The following is a 14,406-nucleotide window of genomic DNA, read 5'->3' on the forward strand; positions in this document are numbered from 1 at the left end:
TGACTCCCTGTAAGATATGCCATCCTCAATCACATGTTAGGGCTGACTAAGTATTGGGCTTTGCGAGATTGTGCACGCTTACCCCCCTAACCTGCCGAATCAGGTTCACTAACGCTATGGACATCTTACTTCCTATGGCTTCCTTCAGACCCTGCCGTTAGCCGGCAACGCCCTTGCCATTCGGATTATCTTCCCCTTAGTCAGGGTGATACAGGTCTCTTGCAACCTGTCGGGTTTGCCAACCTCGCTGGGCAAACATACAAAAAAGCCGAGAAATCCATTCTCGGCTTTTAAGTCACAGCGCTAAGCGTAATTACATCTTACTATCGTTAGATGCCCGTGCTAAGCGGCGGGTAATATACTGCTGCTGCATGATGGAGAGGATGTTATTCACAACCCAGTAAAGTACTAAACCGGCTGGGAACATAAACATCATGGCACCGAAGACTAACGGCATAATCATCATGATACGCGCTTGCATTGGATCCGGTGGGGTAGGATTCAATTTAAACTGCAAGAACATGGTTGCTGTCATGATGGCCGGTAGGATAAAGTACGGATCGGCCACGGCTAAGTCCTGAATCCATAGAATCCATGGTGCACCACGTAGCTCCACACTGGCTAAAATCACGCGATAGAGGGTTAGGAAAATCGGGATCTGCAATAGTATGGGTAAGCAGCCGCCGAGGGGATTAATTTTTTCCGTACGGTATAGCTCCATCATGGCCTGATTGACTTTTTGACGATCGTCACCGTATTGTTCCTTAATGGCTTGCATGCGTGGACCGACATTTTTCATGCGGGCCATGGAGCGATAGCTTGCGGCTGACAGTGGGTACAGAATAATCTTGATGATAATAGTCAAGACCACAATGGTCCAACCCCAGTTACCGATAAAAGAATATAACCAGGTCATGAACTTAAACATGGGTTTGGCGATGATGGTTAGCCAACCGTAGTCAACCACTAAATCTAAGCCTGTACTAATTGCAGACAGCTGTTCTTGCGCTTGTGGACCGACCCAAAGGACAGAATTGCTGCTTACTGTGGCCTCAGGCTGAATGGTGCCTAAAGGCTCAATTGCACTGATGGCGTAGAGATTACTAGCAATTTTACGTATATTGTAATGACGCTCTTTCCCTTCTTCAGGCACCCAAGCAGTCACAAAGAAGTGCTGAATAAAGCTAATCCAGCCGTCATTAGTGTGACTAGCATGGGACAGATTGTTTTTATCAATATCGGAAAAAGAGATTTTTTCGAAGCGATTTTGATCCGTGTACATGGCAAAACCGGAGAAGGTCTTATAGAAATAGGTACCGCCGGGTGCGTCATGATTATCACGGGTGATTTGTAAGTAGAGCGAAGGTGTTTGTGGTTCAGCGCTGATATTACTTACGCTGTCATTCACATCGATTTTAAAAGAACCGCGATGGAAAGTGTAGGTACGGGTCAGTTTTAAACCGTCGCTTTCAGCTTCAAACACAACCGCTAGGGTATCACCGCTCATTTCGGTCTCGTTGGAGACCATACGGAAAATGGTGTTTTGATTAGGGTAGTTTTTACCTGCATCACCGATCAGGCCGCTCTGCACGGTGTACGTATTTTCACCGTTTTCCAATAGTACAAAATTATGTACGGCATCAGGATCTTCGGGGCGGCTCAGATACAGTTCAGCACCGACAATTTGCGCTCCCTTGGTATCAAAGGAGAGATTAAATAAATCGGTACGAACATTAATAATTTCCTGTCCAGCCGTTGCTGCGCTGTCAGCCATGGGTGTCAGCTGTTGAGTACCATTGGTACCACTGGCGGAAGGAATGGGGGTAGGCGTTGCAAGATCGGGTTGACGAGCGTCCTGCAATTGTTGTTCAGTCGGTTGTGGAAGGGGTGGATTGCGATAGCTCATCCAGTTATTCCAAATCATGAACAAAGAAAATACAAAAATCATCCAGAGGATGGAGCGTCTAGTATCCATTAGTTATTTCTTGCTAAATCGATGGGAAAATGTGCTGTCAAACAACATAACAGTTTAACCCACATTAGTCCTTTGCTATTTATAAAAAGCGTGGTTGATGGAAAAGCCATAGCCTTTAGCTACTTTTTTTAGGGGGTACCGGATCGTGTCCGCCTTTAAAAAAACCATTGCAGCGCGCAATGCGTTTAGTCCCTAACCATAATCCCTTGCACACGCCATGCGTTTCAATTGCCTCAATCATATAGTTTGAGCAGCTCGGTGTAAAGCGACATGATTGGCCGATCCAAGGGCTCAGAAAATATTGGTAGCAGCGAATCGGCAAGATAAACAGTTGTTTTAAGCGCATCACCGTCTCCTTCTATTTAGCTGAATCAAATAAGCTATCAAGCTCTTGGCGCGTGATTTTTTTTAATTCAGTCAAAGAACAAGCGGGAATTTTGCAATGCAGTCGAACCACATAGTCTCCGGGCGCAAGCTCGTGGCGACGCACTCGAAAGGATTCTCGAATGACGCGTTTGATGGCATTGCGACTGGCCGCCTTTGGCGCATGACGTTTGGCAATAACTAAACCTAGTCTGGCGCTGCTGTCGGGCGCAGCGTAGTGGATATATCGATTGAGCATAAAAAACGCCCCTCGACCAATTCGCTTACCCCGTAGGGCTTGAGTGAATTCGTTGGGGCGCAGTAGGCGCGCAGATTTAGGAAATTTGGCGCCACTCATCGCTTTTAGGACCTGTTATTGCAGAGATCTTGGAAGTACCGGAATAGCTATCTCACCAAGGGTGCGACAGGAAAACTGCTTAATCTGAGCTTGAGCTATGATTAAACAGCTAAGCGCTTACGACCTTTAGCGCGACGTGCATTAATCACAGCACGACCGCCTTTGGTTTTCATGCGAACACGGAAACCGTGAGTGCGTTTGCGACGAGTAACTGATGGTTGATAAGTACGTTTCATGTCAAAATTCCTTAATTTTTAATAATTAATTAGGTGAGGCAATTAATTTATTGGTCGCTACTTTTTTGCTTTATTTGTATGCTTGATATTAGAGCAATAAACTAATGACCTAAAAGCTAAATTAGTGAAAACTATAAATTATCGCTAAAAAAACTAATAAAGTCAATCGACTACGTCATAATTATGACTTAAAAGCAGCAAATAGGTGGCGAATACCGTCTTGTTTTTTGATTTATCCACAATCTATCCACATTGTGGATAACTTTATCTCGGCAGAGTAAAATAGTCTACTCTTTTTAATCATGCCTACGGTGATTTGTTGTATGAGTGATTTTTGGTCGCATTGCTTTTCTGTGCTTGCTCAGGAGTACCCTGTTGAGCAAGTCAATGCGTGGATTGAACCGTTAGACTTCGAGTCTTTTGATGAGGCTTCGGGTGTGTTGACGCTGTCGGCACCTAATCCGATTAAGCAAAAGTGGGCCAGAGACTCTTATGCGGCACGTATTAAGGCGATTGCTGAGGCGTGGTATGAGCGTTCAGATATTCAGGTGGATATTTTATTAGCTGGTGCGCGTGCTGCACGTCCAGCAACTAGAGCGCCGGCGCCTACCCCATCCGCGGCGACGATTGCGGTGGAGTCTGCCACTGAGGCGGTTGCCGAGTCTACTGGTAAATCGACAAAATTACTTGAAGCGGTTGAGTTAGCACGTCAAGCCGCCGCCTTAGCACAAGCTAAAAAGCAGCAAGCGGCCGCTTCTGCCGATCGTGCTAGCGAGTCTGCGCCTGATTTATCGGAGGTGATTGGAGCACTCAAGGAGTTGTATCCTGAGGCAGAGAGCGATAGCGCAACGGATGAAGACATCACGATGCCCGCAGTGCGTATTGAGAGCTTGGATGAGGATGCCTTAGTTGCCGAATTAAATTACCAAGACGCCTATGAAAAAACCAATTTATTAAAGGAATTAAGCTTTGATACCTTGGTTGAGGGCCGTTCTAATGCACTTGTGGTGACCGCCGCTAAAAAGATTGTGGATGATTATTCGGGTAATGAGTTGAGTTATAACCCTTTTTATATTTATGGCGCCACGGGTTTAGGTAAGACGCACGTGATGCATGCGATGGGCAATGCCATTTTAAAAAAGAAGCCCGGTTTACGGATTCGTTATATTCACGCCAATGAGTATTTCACGAGTATGGTGGATTCGATTAAGCGCAAGACCAATGATGCTTGGCAGCGTGATTATTTAAATTTGGATGTGTTATTAATTGATGATATCCAATTCTTTAGTGGTAAAGAGCGCACGCAATTAGAGTTCTTCCATATTTTTGAAAGAATGGTGCGGGATAATAAGCAGATTGTGATTACCTCGGATACGTATCCGCGGCAGTTGCAGGATATGAATCCGCGCTTAACCACGCGCTTTGATTCCGGTCTATCGGTTAGTGTGGAGCCGCCGGAGCTAGAGTTGCGGGTGGCGATTTTACATAAAAAGGCAGAGGACCATCGCGATTTTAGATTACTGGATGAGTCGGCATTTTTTATTGCTAAGCATGTGCGTAGTAATGTACGAGAGTTGGAAGGGGCCTTGACCAAGGTCATTGCTTATGCAGGGTTTTACGGTAATAAGGACTTAACCGTAGAAATTTGTCGCGGCGCCCTTAAAGATTTATTAAGTGCATCCATTGGACAGATTACAATTGAGAATATTCAGAAAACCGTTGCAGAATACTATAAAATCAAAGTATCCGATATGCAATCAAAGCGTCGTCAGCGCAATATCGTTGTACCACGTCATATTGCTATGTATTTAGCCAAGGAATTGACACAAAAGAGTCTTAACGAAATCGCTGATTATTTTGGTGGCAGGGATCATAGTACAGTGCTTAGTGCGGTCAATAAAATCAGCAAGGAAAGAATGAGTGATCAAGAGCTTAACCATCATTTACGCGTTTTAGAGCAATCACTAAAGGGATAATTACAAAGGGAAAGTCATGCAATTACTAAAGGCGAGTAGTGAAGTTTTAATCAAGCCGCTCAACACGGTGATAGGTATTGTTGAGCGTCGTAGCACGATGCCGATTTTAGCCAATATTTTAATTAAAAAAACTGGCAATCGCGTGGAGTTTACCACCACTGACTTAGAGGTAGAAATTACCACCACCGCCGATATTGGTGTGGGTGAGGAATCCGCTTTAGTGACGGTGTCGGCACGTAAGTTTTTGGAGGTTCTACGCACCTTACCGAGCGGTGGCATGGTGGATATTACACTAGAGGATGCGAAGCTACAAATCGTGTGTGGTCGCAGCCGCTTTAGCTTGCATACGATGCCAGGCGAGGACTTTCCGCAGGTGGATCAGCCCGAGAGCTGGCAACAGCCAGACAGCGCTGAGGCGATTCCAGATACCTTTGTATTACCTCAAAAAACGCTTAAACGCTTATTTAATATGGTGTCCTTTGCCATGGCTAAGCAGGACATTCGCTACTATTTAAATGGTATCCTGTTAGTGGTGGAGCCAGATAGCGTGCGTGCCGTGGCCACCGATGGTCACCGTTTGGCCCATCTAGCTGAGGCCATTGAGACCCCACTTACAGAGGAGCGACAATTGATTTTACCGGCCAAGACGGTGATTGAATTGCAGCGTTTATTAGATGAGTCTGATGAGCCGGTATCTATTAGTCTCAATAAGGGCGCTAAGCATTCACAAATTCGCTTTGCCTTTGGCGATGTGGTGTTGGTGTCTAAGCTTATCGAGGGTCGTTTCCCTGATTATAAACGCGTTATTCCGACCGATTACGAGCGTCATTTGACCATTAATCGCGAGGAGCTACAATCGAATCTTCAGCGTAGCCGTATTTTGGTGGCAAATGACCGTCTGCACGGGATTAAGCTAAGCTTTAATGACAATCAACTCAAGATTTTCGCTACCAATCAGGAGCAAGAGGAAGCGATTAATAGTTTAGCCATTGATTACAGCTACGAGCCGTTGGAAATTGGCTTCAATGTGAATTATTTACTCGATGCACTGTCCGTGATCAAGGATGAGGATATTATCGTATCGCTCAAGCCTATCTCGGGTTCATCAGTCATCATCAACTTAAAAAGCGACGATAACTTCAAATATGTCGTGATGCCATTGCGCATTTAATCAATCAGTAAAATTATGAGCGAAAACACAGAAAATATTCAATCCCAAGGCTATGGTGCCGGTAGTATTCAGGTCCTCAAAGGACTGGAGGCGGTGCGTAAACGTCCGGGGATGTATATCGGTGATACCTCCGACGGTACGGGTCTACATCATATGGTCTTTGAGGTCGTCGATAACTCAATTGACGAGGCCTTAGCTGGTTTTTGTGATGATATTGTTGTCACCATTCATACGGACGGTTCAATTTCTGTTGTGGATAATGGTCGCGGTATTCCGACGGATGTGATGCCAAGTGATGAGCATCAACGTAGTGCCGCTGAAATTGTGATGACCGAGCTGCACGCCGGTGGTAAGTTTGACCAAAACAGTTATAAGGTGTCTGGTGGCTTACATGGCGTGGGTGTGGCGTGTGTTAACGCGTTATCCGAGTGGTTGCGTTTAACCATTCGACGTGACGGCAAGGTGCATCAAATTGAATTTGCTAAGGGGGTACCACAGGGTCCTTTAGAGGTGGTGGGTACCACGGACAAAACAGGCACCAAGGTGCAGTATTTAGCGGATGTGGGTATTTTCTCATCGATTGAGTATCACTGGGATATCCTCTCCAAGCGTTTACGTGAGCTGTCTTTTTTAAATAACGGGGTCAGTATTCGTCTAGTTGACGAGATTAACGGTCGCGAGGAGAATTTCGCCTACGCCGGTGGGGTGCAGGGTTTTGTGGAGTTTATTAACAAAAGCCGTAGCATCATTCACGATACGATTTTTTATAGCTCATCGGAGTCTGACGCTGGTGGGGTTAATGTCGGCGTGGATGTGGCGATGCAGTGGAATGACGGTTATAACGAGCAGGTGCTTTGTTTTACCAATAATATTCCACAGCGTGATGGTGGTTCACACCTGACCGGCTTGCGCGCTGCAATGACCCGCGTGATTAATAAATACATCGCTGATAATGACTTAGCTAAGCGCGCCAAGGTAGCCACTCAGGGTGAGGATATTCGCGAGGGTTTAGCGTGTGTCTTATCAGTCAAAGTACCTGAGCCAAAGTTTAGTAGTCAGACCAAAGACCGCTTAGTATCTAGTGAGGTGAGACCAGCGGTTGAGGAGGCGCTCAGCAAAAGTCTAGAGACCTGGTTACTAGAAAACCCGCAGGATGCACGTGCTATTTGTGAAAAGGTGGTGCAGGCGGCAACGGCGCGTGAAGCCGCTCGCCGTGCGCGTGAAGGTACCCGTCGCAAGGGCTTATTAGAGGGTGCCGGTTTACCGGGTAAATTAGCGGATTGTCAGGAACGGGATCCGGCTAAGTCCGAGCTTTATATCGTGGAGGGTGACTCGGCGGGTGGCTCGGCTAAGCAGGGCCGCGATCGTAAGTTCCAAGCGATTTTACCTCTCCGCGGTAAGGTCTTAAATGTGGAAAAGGCACGCTTTGATCGCTTAATCACAAGTGATCAAATTACGACCTTGATTACTGCCTTGGGCACCAGTATTGGTCCAGAGTTTGATATTTCCAAGTTACGCTATCATCGCATTATTATCATGACGGATGCGGACGTGGATGGTGCGCATATTCGAACTTTGTTATTGACCTTATTTTATCGTCAAATGCCAGAGTTAATTGAGCGCGGTTATGTGTATATTGCGCAGCCACCACTGTATAAGGTGAAGCTTGGCCGCGAGGAGCGTTATCTCAAGGATGAGGTGGAAGAGCTAGCCTTTATGGAGGAAGTGGCGCTGCGGGATGCGGCAATTATTCCTTATGAGGGGGCAGAGCCGATTGAGGGTGAGACGCTAAAGAACATGTTCGAGCTTTACAATGAAGTGGCGACGGTCACCGAGCGTTTGTCGCGTAACTACGATATGGATACCTTATCGGTGATCGCCGAGGGGGTAGCGATTGATTTAAGTAGTGAAGCGGCGGCTCAACGGAGTATGGATGATTTGGCTGAGGCACTGGTCGATCCGGCGCATCCACATTTGCTGAGCTTTAGCTTGGATTACGATCAGGAGTTGAATAAGCATCGTATTTTGGTGAATCGTAATCATCACGGCAATATCCGCGTGACTGTGTTGGACAGTGAGTTCGTGCAGAGTAAGGACTATGCTTTGTTAAAGCGTGCTGCCGAGACTTTCGCTGGTTTGATCGGCGAGCGTGCGGTGGTTTATCGGGGTGAGGGTGAACGTCGTCGTCAGGAGCGTATTAATGACTTCCGCGATGCGGTCAGATGGCTCACTGCCGAGGCCGAGCGTCAGGTCACTAAGCAGCGTTATAAGGGTCTGGGTGAGATGAATCCCGAGCAATTGTGGGAGACGACGATGAACCCTGAGGTACGTCGCTTACTACGTGTGCAGATCGAAGACGCCATCACGGCGGATATCGTCTTTAGCACTTTGATGGGCGATCAGGTGGAGCCTCGACGTGCCTTTATTGAGGAAAATGCGCTATTGGCGGCAAACTTAGACGTGTAGTTTAGGTGTAGGTTTCTCCAGGCAAATGGCTGAGTTTCTTAAGCGGAACTCAGCCATTTTTCAAATAATTAATAACCTAAAGCGGCACCGTCCGGATTGCGTGGATCAGAATAACCGTACATGGTACCGTCAATGATTTGAATGGTCTGGGTGCGACCCATGCTTGGTTTAATACTGACCTTATAGCCTGCATCTTCGAGTAGTTGAACGGTATCCGGGCTAAAGCCTAGTTCAAGGCGTAACTCATCCGGTAACCATTGGTGATGGAAGCGCGGCGTGTTGGTGGCTGCGGCAGGATTCATGCCGAAATCGACGGCATTGATAATTTGCTGCAATACGGTGGTGATAATACGCGCACCACCGGGGCTGCCAGTAACTAACCAAGGCTTGCCATCTTTTAACACCATGGTTGGTGACATTGAAGACAGTGGACGTTTATTTGGCTCAATCGCATTGGCTTTACCGCCAATAAGGCCAAAGGCATTTGGTACACCCGGTTTGGAGGAGAAGTCATCCATCTCGTTATTCATCAGAATACCGGTGTTGCCTGCCACGATCCCACTACCGAAGTTTAGGTTTAAAGTATAAGTCACCGCAACCGCATTACCCTCTTTATCAACCACTGAGTAATGAGTGGTTTGATCGCTTTCATAAGGTGTTAAGTCGCCTGGTTTGATTTCTTGAGCTGGGGTGATATTGCCTTCGAGGACGGTCTCAGCAATGCTTTTGGCATAGTCTTTGCTAGTTAATTGCTTGGTCGGTACCTTGACAAAATCACTGTCACCGAGGTATTCGGAACGATCGGCATAGGCACGCTTCATGGTTTCAGCAATTAAGCTGATGGTTTTAGCGCTGTTAACACCGGATTCCTTAATGGGAATATGCTCTAAGGCATTTAGCATTTGTACGATATGAATACCGCCAGAGCTGGGTAGGGGCATGGAAACAATTTCATAACCGCGATAATCACCGCGTACCACCTCACGCTCAACTGCCTCGTAATTTGCTAAATCCTCTTTGGTGATTAAACCGTCATGGGCTTGCTGATCACGCACGATTTCATCGGCAATGGCGCCCTTGTAAAAGGCATCAGCGCCTTCGTTGGCTATTAATTTTAGGCTGTTAGCGAGGTTCTTTTGTACTAGGGTGTCACCGGTAGTCAAAGGCTCCTCACCATTAAAAAAGATCGCTTTGGTCGTAGGCCATTTGCCTAGGTTGTCTTTTTCTACTTGCAATAGTTTAGCCATGGTTGGACTGACTTCATAGCCTTTTTCCGCCAGTTCGATGGCTGGCTGCATAACCTCGGCTAATGGCAGTGAGCCCCATTGCTCAAGTGCTTTTGTGAGCCCGGCCACGGTGCCGGGTACGCCAATGGCTTGGTGGGTGTACCATGATTTACGCGGGATAATTTCACCATGCTCATCCTGATACATGGTTTCTGAAGCGGCTGCCGGGGCCTTTTCGCGGAAATCCAAGGCGATGGTTTTGCCGCTTTTAGCATCGTGCACTAACATAAAACCGCCACCGCCAATATTACCGGCATTAGGTAGGCTAACGGCTAAAGAAAAACCGATCGCTACCGCGGCATCTACCGCATTACCCCCTTTTTTGAGTATCTCTAAACCGACTTGGCTGGCTAGATTTTGCTCGGTTGCCACCATACCATTCGTCGCTTCAATCGGATGAAAGACATTCATCTCATAATCATAATGATGGGTGGCGACGGCACTGGTGGGAGCGGTGATTTTAATATTTGCTTCACGGGCAAAGGCCGCCGAAGATAATGCTAAGCTTGTAGCTAATACACTTAGCAGTAGGGCTTTGCCGGGGCGCTTTGTATAAGGTGCTGAGGGCCAGAAATTGCTCATGCTGTCTCCTTTGATTTGAGTAAGTTATTATTAATGGTCCGATTTTAATGAGTTTTAGAGACTCGTTCAATGAGGGAAAAAGCGTATTTATCCTTAGTCCTAGTGTGTTGGAAGCGCTCCTCCTCAAGCGCTATCGATGAGATACGTTATACTTAAGGAATAGAATTGCCTGTGATTTAAATCTATGAAGCATCAAGTCTTGTTTTTCGGTGACCTCCATGGTGGTTTCGATCATTGCTTGCCGATTGTGGAGCAATATCGACCGCAGGCTATCGTGTTGCTTGGTGATTTAGAGTTGGCGGCACCGATGCAGGAAGTATTTCGTGAGGTGCGGCAATTGACCCAGGTCTGGTGGATTCCTGGTAATCATGACACGGACGAAGAGCAGTATTTTGATCATTTGTATCACTCTGAGATGGCCGACTTTAATCTTGATGGTCGTGTGGTGGAGTTGGCCGGTATTCGTATTGCAGGTCTAGGCGGTGTTTTTAGGGGTAAGATCTGGCATCCTGCCGCTGAGTGTTGGAACTACTTTTCGCCCGAGGATTATGTGAGGGACTGTCATCCACGTCAGCTTTGGCGAGGTGGCGTGTCTTTACGTAATCGCAGTTCAATTTTCCCCGAGACCTTTATGGCGCTACGTGCGCAAAAGGCAGATATTTTAGTAACGCATGAGGCGCCGTCCTGTAATCGCTTTGGTTTTGCGGTCATTGATCGCTTAGCTAGACAGATGGGGGCCTGTGCGGTTTTTCATGGGCATCACCATGATAATTATGACTATAGCCCACATTTTGAGCGTTTAGGTTTTGAGGTCTATTCGGTGGGTTTGCGTGGTGTGACGGCTTTAGACGGCTCGGTGATCCGCCCCGGTGAGGAGGATGGTGTTAATGAGTCGAGGGTCGCTCGGATCGGGTAAAATCACACGCTGGATTGGTGATAATCGTTTTTAGGAGTTGAGGATGCAAGAGCAATTTATTCGGATTGATGGGATGAGCTGCAATCACTGCGTTAAGCATGTAAGTGAGTTGTTAGCTGCGCTTCCCGGCGTGGAGCATGTGGCGGTGAGTCTGGAAAAGGCAGGTGCCACTGTTCAGTCCACGGCTGCGCTGGACTTAGAGGTGGTCCGTACGGCGCTGGATGAGGCTGGCTTCGACTTAGTGGACTAAGCGCTTATTATTTTAATTTTATGAAAGCACCATTGGCTATGCGGGGTGGCGTGAATCCCAGTCGTTTATACCTACCGCGTGAGGGTCAATGGCCGGATTTGCTGAGCTTTTTGCTCGAGCGCTTTCCCTATATGCCGGCTGAGATCATAGAGGCACGTCTTGCCGCAGGTGAGATTGTTAATGCAGCCGGTGAGCCTTATCATCGTCATAGTGCCTTTGTACCCGATAGCTGGCTCTGGTATTACCGTGAGGTACCGGATGAGGTTGAGGTGCCGTTTGAGCTGGATATTCTATATCAGGATAGGCACTTACTGGTGGTGGATAAGCCGCATTTTCTAGCCAGTATTCCCAGTGGTCGTTATTTGCATGAAACGGCCTTGTCGCGTTTACGTAAGCAATTGAATCGACCGGAGATTTCTCCCATTCACCGCTTAGATAGAGAAACGGCGGGGGTGCTTGTGTTTAGTTTAAGAGCAGAGGATCGTGGTGCCTATCAAAGTCTCTTTCAAGGTCGGCATGTGGAGAAGTACTATGAAGCCATTGCTCCAACCGTAGCGACTTTGAATTTTCCTGTAGTACATCAAAGTCATATCACCAAAAGTCCGCAATACTTCACCATGATTGAGGTGGACAAAGCGCCTAATAGTGAGACCGTAATTGAGTTGCTACAGCGTGGCGAGCGCTTCTCGCATTATGGTTTGAAGCCACTAAGTGGTAAAAAGCATCAACTGCGAGTGCATATGAATGCCCTGGGCATGCCAATTTGTCATGATAATTTTTATCCCGTACTGGCACCGGAGCGGGCGGCAGATGATTTTAGCAATCCGCTACAGCTTTTGGCGCGAGCGATTGGGTTTAGGGACCCGATCACGGGTGCAGCGCATTTTTTTGAAAGTCAGCGAAACTTAGATTTACTTGCGCTTATCCATGAAAGGCAAGATGTGAACCATGAGTGATGTATCCTTTTTCGTACAGCAAAATAAGCGCGCAATCCTAATTGAAGGTGTGGCTGGTAGTGGTAAATCCACCTTACTGGCTAAGCAGATGCTGTTGCATCGAGATGAAGTCGGTAAGCGTTTGATGCTGAGCTTTAGTCGCGCTGGGGCTGAGGTGCTGAGAGAGTATACCGCTCAGATGGGTTTAGTGCTAAACGATGAGAATAAGATTAGCACGATTGATGCCTTAGCCATGGAGGCTTTGCATGAACTGGGCGATGAGCGTAGCTTACTCAGTTCGTATGAGGTTGTGGAGCGGATTTTGCCGGATTTGGTCGAAGCGGTCTGCGATGAGTTTGAGGTGATGGACTTTTATGCGCCTCAATTAAGTGAGCAAGATATGTGGTTGCTGTTAGAGGACTTGGATTATTTTCGGGCTAGTCTGGCGTATAAAGCGAGTACCTTCGAAGAGCAGCAGGAGATTTGCGGGGATCGACTGAATTTTGATTTGCGTTTGGTTGCCGCTTGCTTTGAGCGTTATGAGGAATTGCGTTGGACTTGGTATCGTCGAAGTGAGACGAACTTAAGCGGTTATAGAGAGCGGGAAGGCTTTAGGCGAGCGTCTGAAGCGGTCAGTGATTTATATCATCATGATTACTTTGAGCAGAGTAAGACTTTGCGTGCTTATCACTTTATTTTTATCGATGAGTTTCATGATGTCTCGCCCTTACAGCTAGCGTTTATTCAAAGCATGATTGGCAGTGATAGCTTTGTGATGGCGGTTGGTGATCGCGCTCAAAACGTCTTTGCTTGGCGTGGTGCAGATACGGAGCTGGTCTTTAATCAGTTTGTCGAGACGTATCAAGCCGGGGTGGTGACACAATATTTTAGTTATCGTTTTGATCAGGGCATTGCTGATTTGGCGTCCAAAGCGAGCGGCAAGCGTATTGAGGCAGCCGCTAAGCCAGCAGTTCAGATAGACTATCGGGCGAAGCATGTTTTTCCGGAGTTGTTAAGTAAGCCACGTAACCGGGTTGCATTAATTGCACAAAATCAATTGCAATTGATGAAAGCAGCTTGGCAAATTTGGATGCATACGCGTGGTGCTTATCGCTTCAGTTATCGTTTGTCGCAACTGCATGTGGTGAGTTTGGTAAATGTGCTGTATGCCTTAAAGACTGCGAAGTCTCCTTTGCGCGCAGTGCTTAGTGAGCAAGCAGAGAGTGCGTTTGAGCCAGGGTTTAATCTAGCAGCAGCACCACAGATTGCAATGAGTGCTGCAAAAAAAGCATTTTCCTATGATGTGAAGCGTTTTTATCAAGGCGCGTACTGTTTGCTTAGTGCGGAGGCCAAGGCTGAAGTTATTAAGGCTGCGGATCCGAAGAGTTTTCAAAGTTATACATTCATGCATTTATCACGTAGCGACGGGGATCCGGTTTTTAGTGAGGCCATGATCATGGCCCTAAGAGGCATTTTAAAAAGTAGTATGCAGCAGCCGCTAGCGCCATTATTAAATGACTTTGCTGAGCAAGCGGGATTATTTAGAATGATTGAATCGGCAGGCCTCTCGTCGGAATATCATTTTAGTTCGTGGCAAATCTTATTGCGCATCCTTCATTCCTTAGGCACGAGTTTTGAGACGTGGCCGCAGATCAGTCAATCCCTATACCGCGCTTGGAATGATCGTTCTGGTTTGCAATGCTTGACCGTGGCGCAAGCCAAGGGTAAAGAGTTTGAACATGTGGTGCTGTATAGTGCGGATGAACATAGCTTTTTACCTAGAAAAGCCGGCGTAGAGAGTGCACAAAATGAGTTCTATGTGGGTTTAACTCGGGTGAAAAAGCATTTACAGTTTTGGCAAAGCTATTTTTAGCGCATAAAAAAATGGCAAG

Annotated in this window: 12 protein-coding genes; 7 read left to right on the top strand and 5 right to left on the bottom strand. The window is 47.0% G+C overall.

The window, feature by feature from the left end:
* Window positions 1-313: 313 nt before the first annotated feature.
* The 4 genes from yidC to rpmH form a co-directional block, all read right to left on the bottom strand.
* Window positions 314-1,975 carry a membrane protein insertase YidC gene (gene yidC, locus A3GA_RS0108980; RefSeq protein ID WP_026156916.1) on the bottom strand — a complete coding sequence of 554 codons (1,662 nt, stop codon included), beginning with the start codon at window positions 1,973-1,975 and terminating at the stop codon, window positions 314-316.
* Between the two features lie 115 nt (window positions 1,976-2,090).
* The gene (yidD, locus tag A3GA_RS0108985) at window positions 2,091-2,321 is read right to left on the bottom strand and encodes a membrane protein insertion efficiency factor YidD (RefSeq protein ID WP_018027070.1); all 231 of its coding nucleotides are present in this window, start codon (window positions 2,319-2,321) and stop codon (window positions 2,091-2,093) included.
* A 12-nt stretch (window positions 2,322-2,333) separates the two neighbouring features.
* A complete protein-coding gene (gene rnpA, locus A3GA_RS0108990; protein ID WP_018027071.1) occupies window positions 2,334-2,696 on the bottom strand; it encodes a ribonuclease P protein component in 363 nt (120 codons plus the stop codon).
* Between the two features lie 101 nt (window positions 2,697-2,797).
* Window positions 2,798-2,932, bottom strand: coding sequence for a 50S ribosomal protein L34 (rpmH, locus tag A3GA_RS0108995; RefSeq protein ID WP_018027072.1), 135 nt, complete (start codon window positions 2,930-2,932; stop codon window positions 2,798-2,800).
* A 323-nt stretch (window positions 2,933-3,255) separates the two neighbouring features.
* Between rpmH and dnaA the strand changes: the two genes are divergently transcribed.
* From dnaA to gyrB, 3 genes are read left to right on the top strand one after another with little or no spacing between them, the layout of a single operon-like run.
* The gene (gene dnaA / locus A3GA_RS0109000; protein WP_018027073.1) at window positions 3,256-4,908 is read left to right on the top strand and encodes a chromosomal replication initiator protein DnaA; all 1,653 of its coding nucleotides are present in this window, start codon (window positions 3,256-3,258) and stop codon (window positions 4,906-4,908) included.
* Window positions 4,909-4,924: 16 nt separating this feature from the next.
* Window positions 4,925-6,079, top strand: coding sequence for a DNA polymerase III subunit beta (gene dnaN, locus A3GA_RS0109005; protein WP_018027074.1), 1,155 nt, complete (start codon window positions 4,925-4,927; stop codon window positions 6,077-6,079).
* Between the two features lie 15 nt (window positions 6,080-6,094).
* Window positions 6,095-8,545, top strand: a complete 2,451-nt coding sequence (gyrB, locus tag A3GA_RS0109010) for a DNA topoisomerase (ATP-hydrolyzing) subunit B (RefSeq protein ID WP_018027075.1) — start codon at window positions 6,095-6,097, stop codon at window positions 8,543-8,545.
* Between the two features lie 68 nt (window positions 8,546-8,613).
* On the opposite strand, the gene ggt is transcribed toward gyrB, so the two are convergent.
* On the bottom strand, window positions 8,614-10,413 hold the full coding sequence (gene ggt / locus A3GA_RS0109015; RefSeq protein WP_018027076.1) for a gamma-glutamyltransferase: 1,800 nt from the start codon (window positions 10,411-10,413) through the stop codon (window positions 8,614-8,616).
* Window positions 10,414-10,597: 184 nt separating this feature from the next.
* On the opposite strand from ggt, the gene A3GA_RS11555 reads away from it, so the two are divergent.
* Genes A3GA_RS11555 through A3GA_RS0109035 form a run of 4 tightly spaced genes read left to right on the top strand, consistent with a single transcriptional unit; the run spans window position 10,598 to window position 14,387 of the window.
* Window positions 10,598-11,329, top strand: coding sequence for a metallophosphoesterase family protein (locus A3GA_RS11555; protein WP_018027077.1), 732 nt, complete (start codon window positions 10,598-10,600; stop codon window positions 11,327-11,329).
* Window positions 11,330-11,372: 43 nt separating this feature from the next.
* A complete protein-coding gene (locus A3GA_RS0109025; protein ID WP_018027078.1) occupies window positions 11,373-11,579 on the top strand; it encodes a heavy-metal-associated domain-containing protein in 207 nt (68 codons plus the stop codon).
* A 20-nt stretch (window positions 11,580-11,599) separates the two neighbouring features.
* Window positions 11,600-12,535, top strand: a complete 936-nt coding sequence (locus A3GA_RS0109030; RefSeq protein ID WP_018027079.1) for a pseudouridine synthase — start codon at window positions 11,600-11,602, stop codon at window positions 12,533-12,535.
* Window positions 12,528-14,387: a UvrD-helicase domain-containing protein gene (locus A3GA_RS0109035; protein WP_018027080.1), complete on the top strand. Its 1,860-nt coding sequence runs from the start codon at window positions 12,528-12,530 to the stop codon at window positions 14,385-14,387. The genes A3GA_RS0109030 and A3GA_RS0109035 overlap by 8 nt, the downstream gene beginning before the upstream one ends.
* The last annotated feature ends 19 nt before the right edge of the window (window positions 14,388-14,406 follow it).

The organism is Oligella urethralis DSM 7531, from assembly GCF_000372065.1.
GTDB lineage: Bacteria > Pseudomonadota > Gammaproteobacteria > Burkholderiales > Burkholderiaceae_B > Oligella > Oligella urethralis.